Source organism: Dechloromonas denitrificans, assembly GCF_020510685.1.
Lineage (GTDB): Bacteria > Pseudomonadota > Gammaproteobacteria > Burkholderiales > Rhodocyclaceae > Azonexus > Azonexus denitrificans_A.
Window position 1 is genome coordinate 2,089,023 of the sequence record NZ_CP075185.1, and the last position, 23,680, is coordinate 2,112,702.

At 60.7% G+C, this 23,680-nt stretch carries 22 protein-coding genes and 1 riboswitch; of the genes, 11 read left to right on the forward strand and 11 right to left on the reverse strand.

Annotation, left to right across the window (positions count from 1 at the left end; genetic code table 11):
• From prsR to KI611_RS10020, 3 genes are read right to left on the reverse strand one after another with little or no spacing between them, the layout of a single operon-like run.
• Positions 1–1,359, reverse strand: coding sequence for a PEP-CTERM-box response regulator transcription factor (gene prsR / locus KI611_RS10010; RefSeq protein ID WP_226419671.1), 1,359 nt, complete (start codon positions 1,357–1,359; stop codon positions 1–3).
• Positions 1,356–3,470, reverse strand: coding sequence for an XrtA/PEP-CTERM system histidine kinase PrsK (gene prsK / locus KI611_RS10015; protein WP_226419672.1), 2,115 nt, complete (start codon positions 3,468–3,470; stop codon positions 1,356–1,358). Before prsK ends, prsR begins: the two co-directional genes overlap by 4 nt.
• Positions 3,471–3,515: 45 nt before the next feature.
• Entirely contained in the window at positions 3,516–4,898 is a 1,383-nt protein-coding gene (locus tag KI611_RS10020; RefSeq protein WP_226419673.1) for a TIGR03013 family XrtA/PEP-CTERM system glycosyltransferase, read from the reverse strand.
• 547 nt (positions 4,899–5,445) lie between these two features.
• Here KI611_RS10020 and KI611_RS10025 point away from each other — a divergent pair.
• Positions 5,446–6,750, forward strand: coding sequence for a GNAT family N-acetyltransferase (locus KI611_RS10025; RefSeq protein ID WP_226419674.1), 1,305 nt, complete (start codon positions 5,446–5,448; stop codon positions 6,748–6,750).
• 36 nt (positions 6,751–6,786) lie between these two features.
• Here the strand turns inward: KI611_RS10025 and KI611_RS10030 are convergent, their stop codons facing one another.
• The 3 genes from KI611_RS10030 to KI611_RS10040 are packed head-to-tail and all read right to left on the reverse strand — an operon-like array spanning position 6,787 to position 9,000.
• Positions 6,787–7,152: a cupin domain-containing protein gene (locus tag KI611_RS10030; protein WP_226419675.1), complete on the reverse strand. Its 366-nt coding sequence runs from the start codon at positions 7,150–7,152 to the stop codon at positions 6,787–6,789.
• The gene (locus KI611_RS10035; RefSeq protein WP_226419676.1) at positions 7,149–7,604 is read right to left on the reverse strand and encodes a CreA family protein; all 456 of its coding nucleotides are present in this window, start codon (positions 7,602–7,604) and stop codon (positions 7,149–7,151) included. Before KI611_RS10035 ends, KI611_RS10030 begins: the two co-directional genes overlap by 4 nt.
• Position 7,605: 1 nt before the next feature.
• Positions 7,606–9,000, reverse strand: coding sequence for a 3'-5' exonuclease family protein (locus KI611_RS10040; RefSeq protein ID WP_226419677.1), 1,395 nt, complete (start codon positions 8,998–9,000; stop codon positions 7,606–7,608).
• Positions 9,001–9,216: 216 nt separating this feature from the next.
• Positions 9,217–9,417: riboswitch (cobalamin riboswitch) on the forward strand.
• A 163-nt stretch (positions 9,418–9,580) separates the two neighbouring features.
• On the opposite strand from KI611_RS10040, the gene KI611_RS10045 reads away from it, so the two are divergent.
• The 6 genes from KI611_RS10045 to KI611_RS10070 all read left to right on the forward strand — a co-directional run bounded on the left by KI611_RS10045 (position 9,581) and on the right by KI611_RS10070 (position 16,474).
• On the forward strand, positions 9,581–12,349 hold the full coding sequence (locus KI611_RS10045) for a ribonucleoside-diphosphate reductase subunit alpha (protein ID WP_226419678.1): 2,769 nt from the start codon (positions 9,581–9,583) through the stop codon (positions 12,347–12,349).
• A gap of 98 nt (positions 12,350–12,447) precedes the next feature.
• Positions 12,448–13,470, forward strand: coding sequence for a ribonucleotide-diphosphate reductase subunit beta (locus tag KI611_RS10050; protein WP_226419679.1), 1,023 nt, complete (start codon positions 12,448–12,450; stop codon positions 13,468–13,470).
• Positions 13,471–13,699: 229 nt separating this feature from the next.
• Positions 13,700–14,995, forward strand: a complete 1,296-nt coding sequence (gene msrA / locus KI611_RS10055) for a peptide-methionine (S)-S-oxide reductase MsrA (protein WP_226419680.1) — start codon at positions 13,700–13,702, stop codon at positions 14,993–14,995.
• 146 nt (positions 14,996–15,141) lie between these two features.
• Entirely contained in the window at positions 15,142–15,480 is a 339-nt protein-coding gene (locus tag KI611_RS10060; protein ID WP_226419681.1) for a thiosulfate sulfurtransferase GlpE, read from the forward strand.
• Positions 15,477–15,845 carry a hypothetical protein gene (locus KI611_RS10065; protein WP_226419682.1) on the forward strand — a complete coding sequence of 123 codons (369 nt, stop codon included), beginning with the start codon at positions 15,477–15,479 and terminating at the stop codon, positions 15,843–15,845. Before KI611_RS10060 ends, KI611_RS10065 begins: the two co-directional genes overlap by 4 nt.
• Positions 15,842–16,474 (forward strand): glutathione S-transferase family protein, encoded by a 633-nt coding sequence (locus KI611_RS10070; RefSeq protein WP_226419683.1) that lies wholly within the window; start codon positions 15,842–15,844, stop codon positions 16,472–16,474. The genes KI611_RS10065 and KI611_RS10070 overlap by 4 nt, the downstream gene beginning before the upstream one ends.
• Before the next feature lie 48 nt (positions 16,475–16,522).
• Here KI611_RS10070 and KI611_RS10075 read toward each other — a convergent pair whose 3' ends face one another.
• Positions 16,523–17,185: a Crp/Fnr family transcriptional regulator gene (locus KI611_RS10075; RefSeq protein WP_226419898.1), complete on the reverse strand. Its 663-nt coding sequence runs from the start codon at positions 17,183–17,185 to the stop codon at positions 16,523–16,525.
• On the opposite strand from KI611_RS10075, the gene KI611_RS10080 reads away from it, so the two are divergent.
• The gene (locus KI611_RS10080) at positions 17,081–17,506 is read left to right on the forward strand and encodes a hypothetical protein (protein WP_226419970.1); all 426 of its coding nucleotides are present in this window, start codon (positions 17,081–17,083) and stop codon (positions 17,504–17,506) included. The two genes, KI611_RS10075 and KI611_RS10080, sit on opposite strands and share 105 nt — an antisense overlap.
• Here KI611_RS10080 and KI611_RS10085 read toward each other — a convergent pair.
• Both KI611_RS10085 and gdhA read right to left on the reverse strand, forming a co-directional pair.
• Positions 17,496–17,726: a YdcH family protein gene (locus KI611_RS10085; protein WP_226419684.1), complete on the reverse strand. Its 231-nt coding sequence runs from the start codon at positions 17,724–17,726 to the stop codon at positions 17,496–17,498. The genes KI611_RS10080 and KI611_RS10085 overlap by 11 nt on opposite strands.
• A gap of 28 nt (positions 17,727–17,754) precedes the next feature.
• Complete coding sequence (gene gdhA / locus KI611_RS10090) at positions 17,755–19,098, reverse strand: NADP-specific glutamate dehydrogenase (RefSeq protein WP_226419685.1); 1,344 nt, start codon at positions 19,096–19,098, stop codon at positions 17,755–17,757.
• A gap of 345 nt (positions 19,099–19,443) precedes the next feature.
• On the opposite strand from gdhA, the gene KI611_RS10095 reads away from it, so the two are divergent.
• Complete coding sequence (locus KI611_RS10095) at positions 19,444–20,346, forward strand: LysR family transcriptional regulator (protein ID WP_226419686.1); 903 nt, start codon at positions 19,444–19,446, stop codon at positions 20,344–20,346.
• Between the two features lie 30 nt (positions 20,347–20,376).
• Here KI611_RS10095 and KI611_RS10100 read toward each other — a convergent pair whose 3' ends face one another.
• Positions 20,377–20,778: a winged helix-turn-helix transcriptional regulator gene (locus tag KI611_RS10100; RefSeq protein WP_226419687.1), complete on the reverse strand. Its 402-nt coding sequence runs from the start codon at positions 20,776–20,778 to the stop codon at positions 20,377–20,379.
• 89 nt (positions 20,779–20,867) lie between these two features.
• On the opposite strand from KI611_RS10100, the gene KI611_RS10105 reads away from it, so the two are divergent.
• Together KI611_RS10105 and pflA are read left to right on the forward strand one after the other, a co-directional pair.
• On the forward strand, positions 20,868–21,719 hold the full coding sequence (locus KI611_RS10105; RefSeq protein WP_226419688.1) for an SDR family oxidoreductase: 852 nt from the start codon (positions 20,868–20,870) through the stop codon (positions 21,717–21,719).
• Between the two features lie 225 nt (positions 21,720–21,944).
• Positions 21,945–22,730, forward strand: coding sequence for a pyruvate formate-lyase-activating protein (gene pflA, locus KI611_RS10110; RefSeq protein ID WP_226419689.1), 786 nt, complete (start codon positions 21,945–21,947; stop codon positions 22,728–22,730).
• Here the strand turns inward: pflA and KI611_RS10115 are convergent.
• Positions 22,716–23,564, reverse strand: coding sequence for an AraC family transcriptional regulator (locus KI611_RS10115; protein WP_226419690.1), 849 nt, complete (start codon positions 23,562–23,564; stop codon positions 22,716–22,718). The two genes, pflA and KI611_RS10115, sit on opposite strands and share 15 nt — an antisense overlap.
• Positions 23,565–23,680 lie beyond the last annotated feature (116 nt).

Below are 23,680 nucleotides of genomic sequence, written 5' to 3' on the forward strand. Positions count from 1 at the left end.
CTATTTCAAACCCAGGCGGTGCATGAGGTCATAGAGGGTGGGGCGACTGATGCCGAGGATCTCCGCAGCACGTACCACATTGCCATTGGCGCGACCCAGCGCGGTAACGACGGCATTGCGTTCAGCATCGTCGCGAATTCGACGCAGGTCGATAAATTCGGTGTTGGCGTCATCCTCGGTATCCAGGCCAATATCTTCACGGGTGATTTGCTGCCCATCGGCCATGATCACCGCTCGCTTGATGCAGTTTTCGAGTTCCCGGACATTGCCTGGCCAGGGATGGGATTCGATGGCACGAACAGCATCCTCGGTGAGCGTCATGGTGCCGCGGTTCTGTTCTGCTGAAAACCGGCGGACGAAAGCATGGGCGAGCAATGTCGCATCACCCTTGCGCTCGCGCAAAGGGGGGATATTGATAACGATCTCGGCCAGGCGATAGAAAAGATCCTCGCGAAAACGACCTTCCTTGATCAGTGTCTTGAGATCCTGATGGGTGGCACAGACGATATGTACATCGACGGGAATCTCCTGGCGCCCGCCAACCCGTTCAACGACCCGCTCCTGCAGAAAGCGCAGCAACTTGGCCTGCAGTGAATGTGGCAAATCACCGATTTCGTCAAGCATCAGCGTGCCGCCATTGGCGCTTTCGATCTTGCCCGGTGTGGTTTTGGCGGCGCCGGTGAAAGCGCCTTTTTCATAACCGAATAGTTCACTCTCCAGCAGGTTATCCGGGATGGCGGCGCAGTTGATGGCAACGAAGCGTTCGTTCTTGCGTGGCGATGCTTCATGTACCCCGCGCGCCAGTACCTCCTTGCCAGTTCCGCTTTCGCCGAGCAGCAACACTGTGGCATTGCTGCTGGCTACCTTCTCGATGGTGCGGCAAACACGCAGCATTTCGGCATTCCGGGTCAGCAGACCGGCCAGGGCTGCCGGGTGCTGGGCGGCCTGCAGGCGCCGGTTTTCCTGCTGCAGGTCGTACAGACGAAAGGCCCGGTCAATAGTCAGGGCAAGGAGTTCCGGCTCGAACGGCTTGGCGAAGAAATCGTAGGCACCGAGGCCGATGGCGCGCAAGGCATTGCTCCGATCATTCTGGCCGGTAAGTACGATGACTTTGGTGTCGGGGGCCGCCGAGAGTATCTGTTCAAGCAGGCGAAAACCTTCCGAGACCGAGTCGGCATCCGGTGGCAAGCCAAGATCCATGGTCACCACGGGCGGGCTGTGGCGGTGAACGTGGGTGAGGGCGCTTTCCCGATCGCCGGCGGTCAAGGTCTCAAATTGGTCAAAGGACCAACGTAATTGTTTCTGCAAAGCCGGGTCATCTTCGACGATCAGCAGGGGACGGGGCTTATCTGTGCTCAAGCATGCTCCTTTGTGCGCAAGTCGGATTCGGTGCTGATTTTGAAAAGCGGCAGGATCACGGTCATCCGCGTGCCTTTTCCGGGTTCGCTGTCGACTTGCATTTCGCCACCCAGTTCGCGAATGTACTGAGCGCTTTCATAAGCGCCAATGCCCATACCCGCCCGTTTGGTACTCTGAAAAGGCTTGAACAGGCGGTTGCGAATGAACTCAGGGGTCATGCCGAGGCCGGTATCGCCGACTTCCAGCGCGGCACGGTCGCCACGCCGTTCGAGTGCGACCCATACCTTGCCGGCAGGGTCGGTGGCATCAAGGGCATTCTGCACCAAGTGGCCAATCACCCGTTCCAGACGATCTTCATGACCGCGCGTCGCCAGTCGTTCCTGGACCCTGACCTCGACTGACCTTCCCTGATCCATCTTTTCCTTCTGAATCCGTTGAATGACGTCTGGAAGATTAACACCACATGCGGTTCCCGGGGGAGTGGCGCCTTCTCGCAGCTGCATCATCAGTTGCCGCATCCGTTCGACGGAGTGTTCTACCGTCATCAGCATGTCTTGCTGGAACTCCGGATTGTCACGGTGGCGTTCGGCATTTTTCAGCATCAATGCGAGCTGGGTGACGATGTTTTTCAGATCGTGGACGACGAAAGCCGACATCTTGTTGAAAGCTTCGAATTTCCGTACTTCGAGCAATGCTTCGGTGGCTTGCATCTTGGCCAGGAATCCTGCGGCCTGACAACCGGCGGTACGCAACAGGTCATTGACTTCCCAGTTCACATCGATCGGGGTTCGCGAGCTGGCCAGAACGACGAATCCATTCATCTGATTGCCAACCATCAACGGTATCACCAGCCAGGCATTCGGAATCTCGGGGATCCATGCCGGTATTTCCAGGTCGCCATAACGACCTGGGTAGCAGCGATATTCCTCAAGATTGATTACCCAGCCGCTATTCAGCAGGAAGCGGGAGAGCGATGATTCGGGGGCTTCCGCCACGTCGCTGACCGGGATGTTCCAGCGGGCCGTCTGGCGGTAGCTATCCTGTCCTGCCTCCCTCAGCCAGAGTCCGCCAGCCGGGCTTTCGACCATGTTGGCCAAGCCGCGGATGACTTGTTGTCCCATGGTTTCCGGCGAGACTTGGGCGGAAAGCGTTTGCGTGAAGCGCAGCCACTCTTCACGATAGTCATAGCGATAACGGAAAAAATGCTTGCCGACCAGAACGCGGAGCTTGGCCCGCATTGAACCCGATGCGACAAGGACGCCCAAGCCGAGAATGGCGGCGCAGACGAGCGCCAATTGCATGGCGCGGCCCCAGTCGCCGCCGAAATAGCGGACGTAGTAGCCAACGCTGGCCATCAACAGCAGGTAGAGTCCGGCGATCAGCAACGTGGCGGAGTGAAATGCCGCTTTCTGCGAAAGGTGGATCTTTGATGTCCAGTCGCGGCTGCGCAGGGTGGCCACCAACAGCAGCGGAATGGTCATTGCATGAATGAATCCGCGAATGCTGATGGCGTCGCCGTCGACTCGGTTGAACATCAATGCGTCGGAAAATAGATAGATATCGAATACAAACTGACCGGCGAGGCCTAGGCACAGCGGCTTGATGTTCCAGATGGAGTCGTCGGATACGGCGCGGAACAACTGCTCGACCAGCATGAGGCCGAGGACAGGCATGGCCAGGGCATGAAACAACGCGGTTCGAAACCACTGGTCGGCTGGCAATAAGCCAAAGGCCAGTGAGAGTTGCAGGCCGAGGCCACCGAGCACGAGGCCCCAGCACGCCGGGATCAGCCAGGCTGGAAGTAATGCGCGGGTGGCCGATTGGCCACGCTCGGAACCGAGCAGGTAAATCACGAACGCATACCAGGCGCCGTGTCGCAATACATCGCTCAGCGAAGCGGAAAGCGCGAACAACGGCTGGGGGCTGATGGTCGACAGGAAGGACAGTCCAGCCCAGAGTGCCGAAAATGAAACGGCCAGAAACATCGTTCCGGTCCGCTGACCGGAGCGCCATTCACTACCAAGAGTAAAGAGATAGGTGGCCAGCAGCGCATATGCAACCGCGGCAATCCCGAAACTCCAGACGATCAGCGAGGCTGATTCAGTATCCATGAGCGATCAATGAAAACGCCACGGCGGTGCGTGGCATCAGGTATTTCAGTGGGCGCCCTTGCCGGTAAGCACGACGCCTACGGTATCGAAGAGGACGAGAATGTCGAGAAACAGGGAGTGGTTCTTGACGTAATAGAGATCGTACTGGAGCTTTTCTGCCGAGTCCTCGACGGTCGCACCGTAATGGTAGCGAACCTGTGCCCAGCCGGTAACACCCGGCTTGACGCTGTGCCGTACGGCGTAGAAAGGGATTTCCTTGGTCAGCTGATCGACGAAGAAGGGGCGTTCGGGACGGGGACCGACCAGGCTCATATCGCCTTTGAGAACGCTGAACAGCTGGGGCAATTCATCAATCCGGAGTTTGCGGATGATCTTGCCGACCTTGGTCGCCCGGTCATCCTGCGCCGTTGCCCAGACCGGCTTGCCATCCTTCTCGGCATCGTTACGCATGCTGCGGAACTTGATGACGTTGAAAAGTCGTCCGTTAAGGCCAACGCGCTCCTGACGATAAAAAATGGGAAAGCCATTTTCGGCGACGATGGCGATGGCGGTAACCGCCATGATCGGCAGGGAGAGCAAGATCAGAATGCTTGCGCAGACGATGTCGAAGAGGCGCTTCACGACGGTGCGCATGGTTCCCTGTCGGAAGCCTTCGCCGAAAATGAGCCAGCCGGCATAAAGGGATTCGAGGCGAATTTGGCCGAGCGTCTGTTCGAAATGGCTGGCCAGGTCGAGAACGCGAATGCCCTGCAGTTTGCAGTCGAGCAGTTCGCGCAACGGCATTGAGCCGCCACGACGCTCGGTAAGGGCCACGACGATTTCATCGACTTTCAGCGAAATTGCCGTATCGGTCAGGGAGCGGTCGCGCGAGATGAGCATCGCGCCGGGAACCGCAGTTTGTTCTTCATTCGGGCTCGGGAAGAAACCAACGATTTCGGCGGACGGGTCGGATTTATTCAGCGCCCGCTTGACGCCCAGGGCGCGGGCGCCCGTTCCGAAAACCATGATTTTCCGGGTCGGCATGCCGGTGGTGGGCGCATGGGCGGCGCTGACGCGGGTCACCAGCATGCCGAAAACGGCCGACATGGCGGATAGCTGGAGGAACTCATGGCTCACCCCGGTCAGCGGGAGGAGGGCGAAAATGCCATAGGCAATCGGAACGGCGAGGTAGAGCGAGAGTACGGCGCGCGCCCGGCTTTCCATGATGGTCCGGTTGTTGTAGCGCTGATAGAAGCCCAGCCAGGAGTTGATCACCAGCATCGCCACGCCGAGCAGCAGGCCAAAAATCAGGACTTGCTTGATGTTGACCGGGAGGCCGTTGCCAACCCACATCACGGCGATCACCAAGCCGACAATCACGAAGGAAAAGTCAAAGAGCATCTGGCCTATCGAGTGCCAGCGTAACCAGTGATTGAACAATCGGATCATGATCGGTCTCCGTCCCGCAAATCGTCAAATACAAAGATAACAGACCGCATTTCAATTGCCTGCGCGTACCGCTGAGCATAACTTTGTCGACGCCACGGCGTTTGTGCCGGAGTCGCAAGTTGTTGGCATCGATTGTAGTGATGACGGAGTATGTTGCTTGTGTAGTATTTCACGGTGACTTCAAGTTCGCGGGAATGCTTGATATAAGCAGCGCAGAGGCAGGTGCGGGACTTGCTCACCGCCCTTGGAAATAATCGCTTCGCTGTTCCGGCTGGCCAATGACGGAGGGCTGAAACAACAAATCCAAGGGTGATATCGGGGCTGGCTGATGCAGATACCGGGTGAAAGCACGCTGTCTGGCACTGGAATGTGGCAAACGGGCCGGCAAGTCTACGCGTGGTCTGGAAAAAAATCTTTACGACCAAAGTAATAGATCGTCATGGGCGATCAAGTCACGCCGATGCCTGCACTATTCATTTGACTGGCGTCTGGTATATAACATCAACATTGATTCGAGATTCACTTTCGGCAAGGCGGGGGCTTTCAGATGCAAATCAGCTGGACCAAAGTACTGAGAAAGCGCCTGCATCAGGGCTTGCGCAAGGCGTTCTCGGCTCTGCCGCGGGATACCCGGTTTGCCGTCTACCGTTCCTTTGTCGATTGCGATCCGACACCAAGTGAGCGGCTGGTACTGAAAATTGCCGAAAGTCGGGAAGAACTGGAAGCGTGCTTTTCGTTGCTCCACGACGCTTATGTCGACAGCGGTTTCATGCGGCCCGATCCATCCGGCATGCGGGTGACGATTTACCATGCGCTGCCAACGACGACGACGCTTTGTGCCAAATGGGATGGCGAGGTGGTTGGAACGATATCCCTGATCCGCGAAAGCGCCTTCGGCTTTCCGTTGCAACAGGTTTTCGACCTGAGTGGCGTCAGGCAAAAGGCCGGGAAACTGGCCGAGGTTTCGGCGCTGGCGGTTCATCCCAGTTTTCGCAAGACCGGTGGGGCGATTCTTTTTCCTCTGATGAAGTTCATGTACGAGTATGCGACGCACTACTTCGATACCCGTCATCTGCTGATTGCAGTCAATCCCAATCGCATCGAAATGTATGAATCGCTGCTCTTTTTCGAGCGCCTGACGGCCAATGTGGTCGAGAACTATGATTTTGCCAATGGCGCCCCGGCGGTTGGCGCATCCCTCGATCTCCAACTGGCGCCCGCCACTCTGGAACACGTCTACCAGAACAAGTCACCGCGTAAAGACCTCTACGCCTACTTCACCAAAACCCAGTTACCGAACCTGATACTGCCTCATCGGCGATATTTCACGACCAATGATCCGGTGCTGACCCCGGCCTTGCTCGACTATTTTTTCAACGAGCGGACGCAGGGCTTTGCCAATCTCGATCCGCGCAAGAAGGTGTTGCTCCATTCGATCTACGATCTGCAGGCCTATCGCGAAGTGTTGCCGGAAGTGCCGCAGCAAGACGTTCAGGTCCGGCAACACCAGCGTTTCTCGGTGAAATGCCCTGGCCAGATTCGCCTCGACTCTTCCGAAGAAAAGGCCGACGAGTTCGCGATTCAAGTCATCGAAGTTTCCGAATTCGGCTTTCAGGCCTACACCAAGGAAGAATTGCCGCTCAACATCTGGAGTTCGGCGACGGTACACCTCGGGAAAAGCGAGATTTCCGTGGTCAAAGTTCTGGCGGTACGGGGCAAGGCCAATGGCTTCAACGGGTTTTACGGCTTTCGGGTAGGCGAGCCGGACCTGATCTGGAGAAAGTTCGTCAATGTGCTGCAACAGGGGCATACGCACGAAGACCTCGAGCACGCGACGCTCTATCTGGCCTGACGCCAAGCTGGCCTGATGGCCGGCTGCCACGGAAACCTATTCGAGCAGTTCGGTATCGTCGTGCGAATAGGCTGGCGCACAGCAGCAAAGAATATGCAGCGAATCGTGGCCAAGGTTTTCTACGCGATGCGGCGTGCCGGGCGGAATGACGATGCTGTCGCCGACTTCGATCCCAAACTGTTCGGCGCCGAGCGTCATCGTGCCATTGCCACTGGTCACGTGGTAAATCTCTTCAGTTGCCAGATGGCGGTGCAGCACGGTGGCGACACCGGGCGGGACGACCGCTTCGGCCAGGCTCTGGTGGCGCACCGGGTGCAGGGCCGGGTGCAGCAGTTCGCGGATTTCCGAGCCGTCCTTGGTGATGTAAGGCGGCGCATTTTTCAACGCGGTCTTGTGACTCACTTGCCACCCCATGGCTGGATCGGCACCGTGGAAATCGCATTGGCCGGGGCGCCTTCGATAATCTTCCGGCTGATCGCCAGATAAACCAGCACCTTGCGCTTTTCGTCGAGGAAGCGGTGAATCTTGGTTTCCTTGAAGAGGATCGAGGTGTCTTCGCTGAACACCACTTCATCGTCCGGCAGCTTGGCCGGCAGGTTGATCGGGCCGATCTGGCGGCAGGCTAGCGAGAATTGCGAAGGGTCTTCGGCCAGCCCGAAACTACCCTTGACGCCGCCGGTTCGCGCCTGGCTGACATGACAGGTGACGCCGGAAATTTTCGGATCGTCGTAGGCATAGACGCAGATCCGATGATTGGCCCCGATCAGCTTCCAGGTCGTCGTGGTGCAGGCGATTTCCTCGGCGCTTGCCGGCAGGGTAAGCGCGGCAAGGAGCAGGGCGGTCAGGTATTTCATGTCAATTCCTCGTCAATGACGCATGGGCCGATGATAAGGGAATCATCTTGCCAACATGCTTCGCCAACAGCTTGTAGATATCCCGATCGAATGGCGGGCGAGTGGCGTCCAGCAGGTCGTGCAATTCAACTTCGGAACGGGCCGTCCCGAGGTAGCGCCAGCCTTCGATCAGATGGAGTTCCTTGCCTTCGCGGATCAGTGCCGGTCCGTTCACCGGCCAGGCGACCAGCTTCAGCCGGGTCAGTGCGCCGACCAGCCGCATCGTGTGTTTGGCATAGGGTTCGTGACCAACGCAGGCGCCTTTGCAGCGCCGGATCTGGTAGCCGAAACAGGGTTTGCCGGGAACGTTTTTCTCCAGGCCGAGCAGGGTGTCGCACAGATTGTATTCGGTCGCCAGTGCGCGCAGCACGTCGGTGGCTTCCTTGCTGTTCTTGAACAGGCCGTAGCAGGAGGCATGGATGCCGAATTCAAGATCGCGGGCCGATGTCAGTTCCGGGCGCAGCCAGCCTTCGCCCTCGTCGACCAGAGTCCAGGTGCAAATGTCGTCGTTCTTGCGCAACTGGCGGTTGCTGCTCGGCTGCAGTTGCTTGACCAGCGCCGCTTCCTTGAGCAAGGCACCGATTTCGCCGGCGGTTTCGATCCAGTCGATGCGCCTGAGCTGTTGCGACAGGGCCATGTCCTTGGCCGACTTGTGGTCGGCGGCGAAGTGGGACAGCACGCGCTTGCGGATGTCCTTGGCCTTGCCGATGTAGAGCGGCAGTTCGTTTTCACCGTAGAAAAGATAGACACCGGGCGTTTCCGGTAACTCGTCGATGATCCCGGGATCAAGCTGGGAAGGCAGGCTGGGATGGGCGTTGAGCGTCTTCAGCGCAGCCTGCACGGTTTCCAGGCCGGGTGCGACGTGGATACGCTGCCAGAACTGGTGGATCAACTGGGCATCGGCCAGTGCCCGGTGACGTGCCTCGGCCTGCAAGCCATGGCGCTCGATCAGCGAATCCAGATTGTGGCGCTTGTGTTCGGGAAACAGCGTACGCGACAGCTTCACCGTGCATAGCACCGGCGCCCGGAACACAATGCCCAGGCGCTGGAATTCATTTTTCAGGAAGCCATAGTCGAAGCGCGCGTTATGCGCGATGAACAGGCGGCCTTCCAGGCGACACAAGGCTTCGCCGGCGACCTCTTCAAATGCCGGCGCATCGGCCACCATGGCGTTGCTGATCCCGGTCAGTTGTTCGATGAAAGGCGGAATGCGGATGCCCGGATTGACCAGTTGCTGCCACTCGCGAACGCTGCCGTCGGCATCGACCTCGACGATGCCGATTTCGGTGATGCGGTCGAAGGTGGCGGTGGCGCCGGTGGTTTCCAGGTCGACGAAAGCGAGGGGTTTGCGGTGCATGGGGAAAATAAGTGCCGGACAGCCCGCGATGATACCGTCAGAACGAGCCGGTGACCGGAATGGTGAAGATGCCGCCAGGAACGTCGCGGTTGGTAAGCTCCGGCGGGCGCCAATGAATCGTTGCGGTGGCGTGACCTGAAACTATATGTAGTTCAATTTTTGTTTTTTGTTACCGTATGTAGTGGTTTTTCTTGACTTCGATAATGCCGGGCAGCTAGACTGCCGTTCATTGAAGGTTCCCCGCAAGGGGATTGAAAGGGAATCCGGTGCCAGGTCTTCGACCTGAATTCCGGGGCTGCCCCCGCAACTGTAATCGGCGAGCGTTTCGCCACCCCATGCCACTGGATGCGTCCGGGAAGGCGGGTGAAACGCGCTGAGCCGAGAGCCAGGAGACCTGCCTCAATGTGTCCTTTTTTTGATGTTTTTGGGGCGGGGTGTCCCTGACGAGAGGTTTTTGCGTGGTCTGTTGCCGTTGGTCCGTCGCGTCGAGCCGTTGCCGGGATTCTTCCCGTCGCATCGGCTGGCCTGTTCCGGCGGCACACGTACTCGGTTCTCCGCCCCCCCGATACGGAGAATCGCCTTGCAATCCAATGTCCAGTCTCTCTCTGCCGCAAACGAATTCGCGGTTGCCGCCCTGCAGGTCATCCGCCGTAACGGCGCGCTCGTTGCCTTCGATGCCGACAAGATCGCCGTTGCGCTGAGCAAGGCCTTTCTCGCCGTCGAGGGCAGCCAGAGTTCGGTGTCGTCGCGCCTCCGCGAACTCGTCGCCCGCCTGACGCAGAGCGTCGTTCGCTCGCTGACCCGCCGTTCGCCGGATGGCGGTACGGTGCATATCGAGGACATCCAGGACCAGGTCGAACTGGCGTTGATGCGTGCCGGCGAGCATGACGTGGCGCGGGCCTACGTGCTCTACCGCGAACGCCGCGCCGCCGAGCGGGCGGCCAGCCAGGCCGAGGAAATCAACGTCGCCGAGCTGCATGTGCTCGATAACGGCGTGCGCCAGCCGCTCGACCGCGAACTGCTGCTGAAGAATTGCGAAGCCGCCTGCTTCGGTCTGGGCGAGGTCGTGTCGCCGCGGACCATCTTTGAGCACGCCTTGAAGAATCTCTACGATGGCGTGCCGCTGGCCGACGTCTACCAGGCGCTGATCCTCGCCGCGCGCACCTTGATCGAGCGCGAGCCGGCCTACAACCAGGTCACCGCCCGCTTGCTGCTGGCCAGTCTGGGCCGCGAAGTGCTCGGCCAGCCGGTGACGCTGGATGAGCTGGCGGTCGTCCAGGCCGACTATCTCGGCGATTTCATCAAGCAGGGCATCGCCGCCGAACTGCTCGACCCGCGCCTCGCCACCTACGACCTGGCGCGCCTCGCCGCCGCCCTGAAACCCGAGCGCGACCTGCAGTTCGGCTACCTCGGCCTGCAGACGCTGTACGACCGTTACTTCCTGCACATCGAAGGGCGGCGCATCGAGCTGCCGCAGATTTTTTTCATGCGTGTCGCGATGGGCCTGGCGCTCAACGAAATCGACCGCGAAGCCCGTGCCATCGAGTTCTACGACCTGATTTCCAGTTTTGATTTCATGTGCTCGACACCGACCCTGTTCAACAGCGGCACGCTGCATTCGCAGCTGTCATCCTGCTACCTGACCACGGTGGCCGACGATCTCGAAGGCATATTCCAGTCGATCAAGGAAAACGCCCTGTTGCAGAAATACGCCGGTGGCCTGGGCAACGACTGGACGCCGGTGCGTTCGCTGGGCAGCCGGATCAAAGGCACCAACGGCCAGAGCCAGGGGGTGATTCCCTTTTTGAAGGTGGTCAACGACACGGCGGTCGCCGTGAACCAGGGCGGCAAACGCAAGGGCGCCGTCTGCGCCTATCTCGAGACGTGGCATCTCGACATCGAGGAATTTCTCGACCTCAGGAAGAATACCGGCGACGAGCGCCGCCGCGCGCACGACATGAACACCGCCAACTGGATTCCCGACCTGTTCATGCAGCGGGTCATCGAAAATGCCGAATGGACCTTGTTCTCGCCGGTCGACGTGCCCGATCTGCACGATTTGTTCGGTGCTGAATTCGAGATCGCCTACCTTGGCTACGAAGCGCAAGCGGCCAGCGGTCAACTCAAGCTGCACAAGAAAATCCCGGCCGTGCAGCTGTGGCGCAAGATGCTGACCATGCTGTTCGAAACCGGCCATCCGTGGATCACCTTCAAGGATGCCTGCAACCTGCGCTCGCCGCAGCAGCACGTCGGTGTCGTGCATAGCTCGAACCTCTGTACCGAGATCACGCTGAACACTTCGGATTCGGAAACCGCCGTCTGCAATCTCGGTTCGATCAATCTGCTGGCGCATCTGAAGGACGGCCAGCTCGACCAGGCCAAGCTGGCCCGCACGATCAACACAGCGCTGCGCATGCTCGACAACGTCGTCGATATCAATTTCTACGCGACGCCCAAGGCGCGCAATGCCAACCTGCGGCATCGTCCGGTCGGCCTCGGCATCATGGGCTTTGCCGATTGCCTCTACGAAATCGGCCTGCCCTACGCGTCGACCGCTGCGGTGGAATTCGCCGACAAAGCCATGGAAGCCGTCTGCTACCACGCCTACTCGGCATCGAGCGAACTGGCCCGCGAGCGCGGCCGTTATTCCAGCTTCACCGGCAGCCTGTGGGATCAGGGTATTTTGCCGCTCGACTCGATCCGGCTGCTCGAAGCAGGGCGGGGCGGCTATCTCGAGGTGAACCGCGAATCCAGTCTCGACTGGGACGCGCTCAGGGAACGCATCGCCCGTTACGGCATGCGCAATTCCAACTGCGTGGCGATTGCGCCGACCGCGACCATTTCCAACATCGTCGGCGTCTCGGCCAGCATCGAGCCGACTTACCAGAACATCTACGTCAAATCCAACCTCTCCGGCGAGTTCACCGTCGTCAACGATGCGCTGGTCCGCGATCTGAAAGCGCTCGATCTGTGGGACGAAGTCATGGTCGCCGACCTCAAGTATTTCGACGGCTCGCTGGCCCGCATCGAGCGCGTGCCGGACGAACTCAAGGCGCGCTACGCCACCGCCTTCGAGATCGACCCGGTGTGGCTGATCGAAGCGGCGGCGCGCCGGCAGAAATGGATCGATCAGGCGCAATCGCTGAACCTCTATCTGGCGCTGCCCTCCGGCAAGAAACTCGACGAAATCTACAAGCTGGCCTGGACGCGCGGCCTGAAAACCACCTACTACCTGCGCACGCTCGGTGCCAGTCAGGCCGAGAAAGCGGGCGGGCGCGACGAGGCGGTTGCACCGGAAGAACCGAAATTTTGCGCCATCGATAATCCGGAATGCGAGGCCTGCCAATGAGCGCGCTCCGCTTTGACGACTGGGATCAGCCTGCTGCCCCAAAGCCGGTTGCCGCTGCGATCGACACTGAAATACCAGCGAACGGCGTACTTCCCCCAATGCCACCCACCGCCGCCCTGGCGCCGATCAACGCGGCGGACAAGCGCATCGTCAATGGCAAGGCCGACATCAACCAGTTGGCGCCCTTCAAGTACCCGTGGGCCTGGGAGTTCTTCCTCAAGGCCAACCGCAACCACTGGACGCCGCTCGAAATCAGCATGGCGCAGGACGTGCACGACTACCACCACAAGCTCAGCCCGGCCGAGCGCCACGTTTTCGAGAATGTGCTGGCCTATCTGACGACCTCCGACATCCTCGCCATGCGCAACATCGGCCTGGCGGTGATGGAGAAGATGAGCGCGCCGGAACTGCAGATCTACCAGGCCCGCCAGGTCTATGAAGAAGCGCTGCACACCTGGACCTACCAGCACTGCATCGAAAGCATCGGTCTCGATCAGCAGGAAATCTACAACCGTTACCGTGTCGTGCCGGAAATCCACGGCAAGATCGCGCTCGCCAATCGGCGCTTGGGAAAGGTACTCCGTTCGGACTTCGATCTCACCGACCGCGCCAACCTGCACGAATTCGCACTCTCCTATTTCTTCTTCGCGGTGATTTTCGAAGGCTGCTGGTTCTACAACGGCTTCACGCCGATCTTCGCGCTGCAGCGGCGCGGTTTGATGAAGGGCGCCGCCGAGCAGTTGCAGTACATCATGCGCGACGAGGTGCTGCACTGCGCTTTCGGCATTCGCGTCATCCGCGAATTGCTCATCGAAGAAAACCTGACGCTCGATCCCGTCGCGCTGCGCGAACTGTGGGATGAAGCCGAGGCCGCCGAAGTCGCCTACGCCGGGTTCATCCTGAAAGAACCGATTCTCGGCTACAACGCCGATCTGCACGTCCGGCAGTTCCGCTTCGTCGCCAACCGGCGGGCCAGGCAGGTCGGTGTCGAGGAGCCCTTCCCGGGCGCCGAGAACGTCCTGCCCTGGCTCGACGAGCAGGCCAACCTGCGCAAGGAGAAGAACTTCTTCGAAACGCGGGTGACCGAGTACCAGACGGGTGGGGCGTTGGCCTGGGATTGATTCGGCGGGCACGCCTCGCCTTTTGAGTCAGGGCGGCTACCTTAAGCGCGATTTGAGGTACTTTCCGGAACTCGGCAGCAAATCGCCGCCGTCGACTCAAGGGAACCACTGCGCAAACGGATCGTCCACCACAGGCGGAAGGTGGCGACCGGGCGTTTCGGCCCGGTCGGCTTCTTCGGCCAGCGAAAGGCAAGCAATGTCACCCCGACGACTCATACAAGGAATCATCTTGGTCCTCTCTACCAGTTTTCTGGTCGGCGCCTGCGCCGACGACAAGACCGCCGCCAAGGCGGCAAAACCGGCGGTCACCGATAGCATCGTGCTCGGCATGGGCTGTTTCTGGGGCGCCGAAAAACGAATGGCGGCCATCCCCGGCGTGCTCGATGTCGAAAGCGGTTACGCCAACGGCGAGGTCGCTGGCACCTACGAAGCGGTGCTCGCCCACGAAAAAGCGCTGCGTGCCGGCAAGTCCAGCCAGCGCAACCACGCCGAAGTGGTCAAGGTGACCTTCGACCCGGCCAAGGTCGATCTGGAAAAGGTGCTGATCCAGTTCTGGGAAAGCCACAACCCGACGCAGGGCAACCGCCAGGGCAACGATGTCGGCACCAATTACCGCAGCGCCATCTACACCCACAACGATGCCCAGCAGGCGCTCGCCCTGAAAACCAAGGATGCCTACCAGAAGGCCCTGTCCGCCGAGAAATTCGGCGCCATCACCACCGAAATCGCGCCGCTGAAAAAGTACTACTCGGCCGAGGAATACCACCAGAACTACCTGGTCAAGAACCCCGACGGTTATTGCGGCCTGGGCGGTACCGGGGTCAAGTATCCGAATGCCAACGGCGCTTCGACGCCGATGCCGCCGGCCGCCACCAAGGCGCCGCGACTCGAGGCCAAGGCGCTCAACTTCGAGCGCCAGCTGATCGTCTTCGAGGCCGATGACTGCGCCTACTGCCGCAAGTTCAAGGCCGACGTGCTTGATCACTGGAAATCGCCGGTCGCCGTCGTCCGCACGCTGCACCCCGAAGCGCCGGCTGGCTGGTCGCTGGAAAAGGCACTGTTCGCTACGCCGACCATGGTGCTCTTCGAGAAGGGCAAGGAAGTCTCGCGCTATACCGGCTACAACGGCGAAACCGCCCGCTTCTGGAAATGGCTGGGCTTTCACCTGCTGACACCGGCCCAGCAGAAGATCGCCTTCGAGCTGGGGACCGAGCGCCCGGGTACCGGCTCCAACCTCGATGAAAAGCGCCCCGGCACCTTCGTCGATCCGATCTCCGGCGTGCCGCTGTTCCGCAGCGATACCAAGTTTGAGAGCGGCACCGGCTGGCCGAGCTTCTTCAATCCGCTGCCCGGCGCCATCTCGCTGCATGAAGATATCAGCATGGGCATGAAACGCGTCGAAGTGCGCAGTGCCAGTTCCGGCATCCACCTCGGCCACGTCTTCGACGACGGCCCGCCGCCGACCGGCAAGCGTTATTGCATCAACGGCAACGTGCTCAAATTCGTGCCGGACGCGGCCAAGTAGTTCCAGCGCCCCTGTCGTAAAGGCGACAAGGCGGCGCGGCTAGCTTCGCCCGCGCCGTCGGGAAGCCCCGGTTTTTCGGGCGGCTGCGCCTTGGCACTGCTTTTGCGTTGGCTTGCAGATCCTGGCTTTCCGAGTATCTGCCCACCATGAGCACTGTAGAAAAACCGGCCTATCACTGTCTTTCGCCGCAGGATGCCGCCGTCCTGCTTTTGGCCGAGCCGTCGGCCAGCATCTTCGACGTGCGGGACATCGCCAACTACCAGCGGGCGCACATCGACGGCGCCATGCATCTGTCCGAAGATCGCCTGCTGGCCTGGATGCGCCGCCTGCCGAAGGAGGCGCCGATCGTCATCTATTGCTATCAGGGCAATGCGAGCAAGACCTTTGCCCAGATGTTCATCGATTTTCGCTACACCCGCGTATTCAGCGTCGATGGCGGCTACGAGCCGCTGGCTGCGGCGCTCACCGCCGCGGTCGCCGCATGACGCCAGGCCGTGCTGCCGAATGGGTGGCGGCTCACGCCTTGTCGTCCAGCGATGTCGATTGCGCGACCACGGTGATGCTCAAGATTCTCGATGGCAAATGCAAGATGAGCCCGGTGGACAAAGTCGTCATGGAGCACCTCTACGACGCCGTGAAGAACTGCTCGGGCCAACGCTTCGGCGAAGAATTCCACAGCCTGATCGCCACCGCGCGGCAGGCCTCCAGCGAAGCCCTGAAAAACCACATTTACGAAAAACGCGTGCTGGCCGAAACCGCCATCTCCCGCCCGGTGATGAAAGCCTTCAAGGCGATGATCCGGCGGGAAGGGCTGTTCGCCGGCCTGCCGGAAGAGGACGAAGAGGCATGACCATGAAGTTCTACATGACCCCCGGCTCGTGCTCGACCGGCATCCACATCCTGCTTGAAGAGTGCGGCCTGGTCTTCGAGGCCTACATCGTCAACCTGCTGGCCGGCGACCAGTACAAGAAGGACTACCTGGCGATCAACCCCAAGGCCAGCATCCCGACACTGGTCCTCGACGACGGCACGGCGCTCACCGAGTTTTCCGCCATCGCCTGGTGGCTGGGGCGCAGCTACCCGAAGCGCAAGCTGCTGCCGGAGAGCATCAAGGACGAAGTGCAGGTGCTCAGCGTCATGAACCATGCCGTGCATACGCTGCACACCCAGGGCTTCGCCCGCATCTTCACCACCGAACGCTTTTCGCCGAGCAGCGCCGACCACGAATCGGTCAAGGCGCAGGGCCGGCAAATCATCGATCAGGGCTTTGCCATCGTCAATCGCCAACTGGCCGGCCGGGAATACGTTGTCGATCACTTCAGCATCGCCGATGCCGCGCTGTTCTATGTCGAATTCTGGGCCGACCGCATCGGCATCCCGCTGCCGGAAAACTGCCAGGCCCATTACCGCCGGATGCTGACCCGCCCGGCGGTCCGCCAGGTGCTGGCGGAGGAGGGCTACGCTGCCGTGCTGCGCTGAAGGTGAACCAGCGGAGTTGCCAGCTGCCTGGCAACTCCCAGGTCGGAACTATTCAAATTGATGCTTGCTCAAGCGTTCAAGACTCGGAATCTTCAGATGCCGGCCCTCGACCCGAATCAGATCGAGATCGTTCAATTCACGCAGAATGCGCGAGAAATACTCCTGGGTGAGATTGAGGCGGGAAGCGATGACGCATTTTTTAACTGAAAGATCGAGGCTCGCCGCTTCACCGTCCAGCTCACCGTTTTCCAGCTGATCGAGCAGGTACCCGATGAAGCGCTGCTTGCCGGTGAGCAGGGTATAGCCTTCGACATCCTGCATCAGGTGGTGCGTCCGGAGGGCCAGGCTGCTCAGCATCTTGCTCCTGATGCCGTGATCGCGATCCATCTCGCCGAATACCGTCGACGTCGAGACATGCAGCAACAGGCTGCTGTTAAGGGCTTGCGCCGAAACGACATAGGGCTTGTCGAGGAACATCATGGCCTCCCCGAAGCTCTGTCCTTGTTGCACCACCTCGACAATCTTCTCGCCCCCCTGGGGCGAAGTGAACGATAGCTTGACCTGCCCGAAAATGAGGATGTGAAAGCCCGTGCACGGATCGCCGCGATGAAAAATCGTCTCCCCTTGGGCGCAGCGAACTTCCCGGGTTCCTTTGGCGATCCGGGCAATTTCGTTTGCGCCAAGCTCATTGAAGAGCGCCGCATTCTTCAGATGGGTTTCAACATTGATCCGCTGATGATCTCGCACGCGGTTCCCTCACGATGCCCTGGGGGCGTCAGTGATGCTTGCCCGGTTGGCCAGGACAAGGTTTCTCAGCAAGACTTTCGCCAAATCTTCCGGATGTCGGTTGGCCAGTTGCTGGCTTGTGCCGCCCGTTGCGGTCGAAACGACGAGAATCATTCCGGCAATCCAGTAATTGCCGGTGAAGACGTCGCCATCGATTTCGCAACTAACGGGCCACCTTTCATACCGTCGGTAGCTTGTGCCGATGCTGTGGCTACGCACGCTTTGCCTGCGGCATTCAGGTCTTGACCCGAGTCAGGCTTATTTTCTGAAGCAGCGCGTACAGCTCGTCCTTGATAGCCAGCTTTTTCTTTTTCAGAACCTCGATCTCATCGGGCGTTCCGGGCTCCAATTTGGATTCCATGCCCTTGATCTTCTGATCGAGGGTGTTGTGCTTGTCGAACAGGGTCTGGAAGTACCTGTCGGTAGTCTTCAATTCGGAAATCAGGTCGCGATATTCATGAAACATGGGAATCTCCAACGGGATTGAGGCGGATTTAAATGACGCCCTGCGCCAGCATGGCTTCGGCCACCTTGACGAAGCCGGCAATGTTGGCGCCATTGACGTAGCTCACCTTGCCGTCCGCATCGCGACCATAGTTCAGACAGGCTTCATGGATGTTGCACATGATCTCGTGCAGACGGGCGTCGACTTCGTCGCGCTGCCAGGAGAGGCGCATCGCGTTCTGGCTCATTTCGAGGCCGGAGGTTGCGACCCCGCCGGCATTGCTTGCCTTGCCCGGGGCATAGAGCACCCCATTGCTTTCGAAGACCTTCACGGCGTCGGCGGTCGATGGCATGTTGGCGCCTTCGGCGACGCAGATCACGCCATTTTTCACCAGCATCTGGGCATCTTCGCCGTCCAGTTCGTTCTGCGTTGCGCAAGGCAGGGCGACATCCACCGGTACGTGCCAGGGACGTAGCCCGGGCTGGAAGGTGGCGCCGACGCGCTTGGCGTAATCGCTGACGCGACCGTAGAGATGGTTTTTCACCTCCATCAGTTCGGCCAGTTTTTCCGGCGTGAAACCGCTTTCGTCGACCACCGTACCGCTCGAATCCGACACCGTGACGACCTTGGCGCCAAGGGCCATGGCTTTCTCGACCGAATACTGGGCGACGTTGCCGGCGCCGGAAACACTGACGCGCAGGCCCTCGAAGCTGCGGCCTTGCTGCTTGAGCATCTGCTCGGCGAAATAGACCGTGCCGTAACCGGTTGCTTCGGGACGGATCAGCGAGCCGCCGAAACTCAGGCCCTTGCCGGTGAACACGCAGTCGGCACGGTTCGAGAGCTTTTTCATCATGCCGGCCATGAAGCCGACTTCGCGGCCCCCGACGCCGATGTCGCCGGCCGGCACGTCGGTATCGGAACCGACATGGCGGAACAACTCGCTGACGAAAGCCTGGCAGAAACGCATCACTTCACCCGGACTGCGGCCCTTCGGATCGAAGTCGGAGCCACCCTTGGCGCCACCCATCGGCAAGGTGGTCAGGGCATTCTTGAAAGTCTGCTCGAAGGCCAGGAACTTGAGGATCGACAGGTTGACCGAAGGGTGGAAGCGGATGCCGCCCTTGTAGGGGCCGATGGCCGAGGAATGCTGGATGCGGTAGCCGCGATTGACCTGGACCTCGCCATGATCGTCGATCCACGAGACGCGGAACATGATGACGCGCTCCGGTTCGACCAGCCGATCAAGCAGGCCGTGTTCCGCATATTTCGGGTGCTGGGCGATGTACGGCCACAGGCTTTCCATGACTTCGGTAACCGCTTGCAGGAATTCCGGTTGCCCCGGATTGCGGGCCGCCACTTGCTGGATGAAATCCTCAAAACTCTGGTAACGCATTGTTTCTCTCCCCGTCTTGCTGTGTGGTGAATTTCTCAAAACTGAGTGGAATCCGGACTGCCGCGCCATGTAAAAATCGTCTTCGATTGATACTTTAATGGCGACAATTGGCGCCCCGATTTGGTGCAAAAAGTCGATGCTTGGCGACAGTGGTCGTCGATGGATGTGCCGACGGCGATGGCAAATGAGTTAATCTCGGGCATTCTCAGTGATTATTAATTGTTTTTATTGAGAAGGCTGGTCGGCCGTTTTTCGAAGCTTCGATAATAGGGGTGGAAACCGGGCTTGATAAGTCACCATTTTTGAACAAAACTGTTTCCAATTTGATAACAGCGGGAGGGCCTGGTGCACGACATCAATGACATGCTGTTCTTCGCTCACGTGGTCAAGGTCCGGAGCTTTTCCGAGGCGGCGCGCCGGCTTAATGTTTCCAAGTCACGGGTGAGCAAGGCGATCGCCCGCCTGGAGAGCGACCTTGGCGTCCGGCTGCTGCACCGGAGTACCCGCAGCCTGAGCCTGACCGATGTCGGCGAGGCGTATTTCGAGCATTGCGACCGGATCCTCGAAGAACTGAGCCTGGCCGACACGACGATTTCCCGCTTGCATCAGGAACCGCGCGGCAAACTGAAGATCAGCGCGCCGGTGGCTTTCAGCACGATGCATGTCGCCTCGGCCTTGCCGGATTTCATGGCGCTCTATCCCGACCTGACCGTCGATCTGACGATCAGTGACCGAATGGTCGACCTGGCCGACGAGGGCTACGACATTGCCCTGCGCATCACCCGCGAGCCCGGCGAGAACCTCGTGGCCCGTCAGTTGGCACCGATCCGCCGAAAGATCTGCGCCAGCCCTTCCTACCTCGCGCGCCGGGGAATTCCGCGGGTTCCCGAGGATCTCATCGCGCACAATTGCCTGGACTATTCCTTCATGAATACCCAAGGGGTCTGGCATCTCAATGGGTACAACGGTGATGTTTCGATCCCGGTATCCGGCACCCTGCGCATCAACGACGACGAGGCGCTGTCACAGGCGGTTCTCGGCGGGCTGGGCTTGGCCTTGCTGCCGACCTTCATCGTCGGCAAGGATCTGCAGGAAGGCCGCCTGGTCGAAGTGCTGCCTGGCTATGTGCCAACCGAACGGTTCATCTACGCCATTCATCTGCCGAATCGGCACTTGCCGCTGAAAGTCCGTGCCTTTATTGAATTCCTTCTCAACCGCTTTGGGCCAACCCCGTATTGGGATCGTTGAATAAAGCGGGGCTCGGCATCCGCTGCCTTGCTATTCACCTTTTCGCCGTTGTGCCGCCAAAATCTCCGGCAGTTTCACCTCGATCCAGTCGGCCAGTGCTTCCACCTTTTCGCCGATTTCCTCGCCGAGCGGCGTCAGCCGGTATTCGACATGAGGTGGCACGACCGGGTAGGAGATGCGTTCGACAAAGCCGTCGCCTTCCAGCCATTGCAGGGTCTGGGCGAGCATCTTTTCGCTGATGCCGTTGACCTTGCGGCGCAGCTCGCTGAATCGGTGGGTGCCGCCCAGCAGGGCGACCAGCAGCAGAACGCCCCAGCGGCTGGTGACGTGCTTGAGCACCTCGCGGGACGGGCATTTTTCCGAGAACAATTCGCCGCGCCGCATCAGTGCGGCGAGGGCGGGCTGGTTGGCGTTTTCGTTGGTCTGATGCATTTTGTACTTACCTTTGAGTGCGTACTTACTAAAAGTTAGCGATGTCGCTATTCTGCCGACTCCCCCCACCGAAATAAAGGAAATTCATCATGATCGTCGTCACCGGAGCCTCCGGCCAGCTTGGCCGTCTTGTCATCGCAGCCCTGTTGCAGAAAGTCCCGGCCGGCGAGATCGTCGCCGCCGTGCGCAATCCGGCCAAGGTCGCCGATCTCGCGGCGCGTGGCGTGCAAGTCCGTCAGGCCGATTACGACCAGCCGGCCAGTTTGGTCGCCGCCTTCAAGGGGGCCGACAAGCTGCTGCTGATTTCGGCCAGCGAAGTCGGTCGTCGCGTGCCGCAGCACCGCGCCGTGATCGACGCAGCCAAGGCGGCCGGCGTCGGTTTGCTGGCCTATACCAGCATCCTGCATGCCGACACCTCGCCATTGCCGCTGGCTGCCGAGCACCAGGAAACGGAAGCGTTGATCCGCGCTTCCGGCCTGCCGGCGGTGATCCTGCGCAACAGTTGGTACACCGAGAACTACCTGGCCGGCATTCCGGCCGCGCTGCAGTACGGCGTGCTGCTCGGTAGCGCCGGAGCAGGGCGCATCGCCTCGGCGGCGCGCGCCGACTATGCCGAAGCGGCGGCCGCCGTGCTGACGACGGACGACCAGGCCGGGCGCATCTACGAACTGGCTGGCGACGAGTCCTACACGCTGGCCGAACTGGCCGGCGAAATCACGCAGCAGTCCGGCAAGGCGGTGGCCTACCAGGATCTGCCGGAAAGCGAATTCAAGGCGGCCTTGCTCGGCGCCGGCTTGCCGGAAGCGTTGGCCACACTGCTCGCCGAATCCGATGCCGGTGCCGCAAAGGGCGGCCTGTTCGACGATGGTCGTCAGTTGAGCCAACTGATCGGCCGGCCGACGACGCCGCTCTCGAAATTGGTCGGGCAGGCCCTCGGTTAAGTCTGGGGGCGCACCGGTGCGCGATGGCGGACACGTCGCGCACCGGAATATGTTCGGCGACTAGTGGTTAGTACCAATTGAAAACACCGGGCGACTTGAGGGAAACTCGCCTCCCTTTGCATTCTTGTCGGTCGCCGACCAAGCCATGCCTCGGGTTTGCCCTTGCACCGTCCGGCCAGGACCGGTGCGCTGCGCTTGCCCGGCGATCTGGCGCAGAAACGAATCATGTCCGAATTGAAGAACACCCCCGGCCTGCCGCCGCCCCCGTCGTGGACCGAGTCCGGCGATCTGGAAGGCTGGGTGCATGCCACCGAAAACTGCAGCAGCACGGCCGGCCCCGGCATGCGCTATGTGCTGACCCTGTCCGGCTGTCCGCTACGCTGCCAGTATTGCGACGCGCCGGACACCTGGGAGCGGCATGAGGGCGCCCCGGCGCTGGTCGCCGACGTGCTGGCCGATATTGCGCGGCGCAAGACCCTGTTGCGCGGGCGCGGCGGCGTCACCTTGGGCGGCGGCGAGCCGCTGCTGCAGAGCAAGTTCTGCCGTGCCATCCTCGAAGGCTGCAAGGCCATGGGCCTGCACACCGCCCTCGATACCGCCGGCTATTACGGCGATTACGCCGACGACGCCCTGCTGGCCAGCGTCGATCTCGTGCTGCTCGACATCAAGACCTTTTCCGCCGAGCGTCAGCGCACGCTGAGCGGTGGCGAACTCGAGCCGGTGCTGCGTTTCGCCAACGTGCTGGCGGCGCTCAACAAGGCCGTCTGGCTGCGCTTCGTACTGGTCCCCGGGCTGACCGACGATTTCGCCGAAATCGCCGCGCTGGCGCGCTACGCCGCCGGCCTGGGCAACGTCGAGCGGGTCGATGTCGTGCCTTTCGAGCAGCACGGCGGCTACAAATGGCGTGACCGCGGCCTGGAATATCCGCTGGCCGGCGTCGCACCGCCGACCGAAGAAGCGCTGGCCAAGGCCCGTGATCTGTTCCGGGCGGAAGGCTTACAGGTTTACTGAGCCGGCGCCAGCCGGGTCCGGTGGACCAAGGCGCGATAGTGCTCGCGACAAGGCCGACGAATTCGTATAACCGGCATCCCGTGCTGCCATTTTCAGGCCCTTGCCCGACTGCACGGCACGCCGGGCAATGGCCAGGCGGATCGCCGAGAGGTATTTGCCGGGCGTCTGCCGCATTACGTCGCGGAAGGTGTTGGCAAAGGCAGTGCGCGACATGCCGGCCTCCGCGGCCAGCGCTTCGAGGGTCCAATGGTCTTGCGGCCGGGCGTGGATGGCGACCAGGGCACGGGCGATGCGTGGCTCGGCCAGGCCGCTCAGCAGCCCGCCGGTGCTGCTCGGGTGAGCGATCAAATGGCGCAGCAGGCCGATGAACAGGATGTCGCCGGCCCGGTCGAGCAGGGCCGGCTGGCCGCAGCGCGGCGCCTGCAACTCGGCGGCAATCAGGTTGACCACGTGGTGCAGCGAAGATTCGGCCCCGGCCAGCGCAACCACCAGCGGTTCGCCAAATTCGCCCATGAGCAGCGCGGCAACCGGCCCGTCGAACCAGGCCCGGGCACACATCAGGTGCCGGAAGGCGGCGGGCGATTGCGCGACCAGCGCATGTGCCGCATCGGCCCGGCAGACGACGATGCACGGCGCCTGCAGCGCGTGGCGGGTAATCGACGGCAACTCGAGAGCCATTTCGCCCTCGGCGAGCAGGTAGAGATGCAGGCTGGGTGCCGCTTCGGCGGCTATGTCCAGGCGTGCGCTGTCGGCCGGCGGCTGGCCGACCCGCACGCGCGGCGCCAGGCCGGCGAGCAGGGCAGAGAGTCGGTCGAGGTGGGCGGCAGGCGGCATTTGTACGAATTGCAAATATTACTGAACGATAGATTGCGGTTAGTTCACCACAATGGCACAGGTCGGTCAAGCAAGGTGCTGAACAGGCAAGCGGCCTGGAACAATCTTGCGAAAAC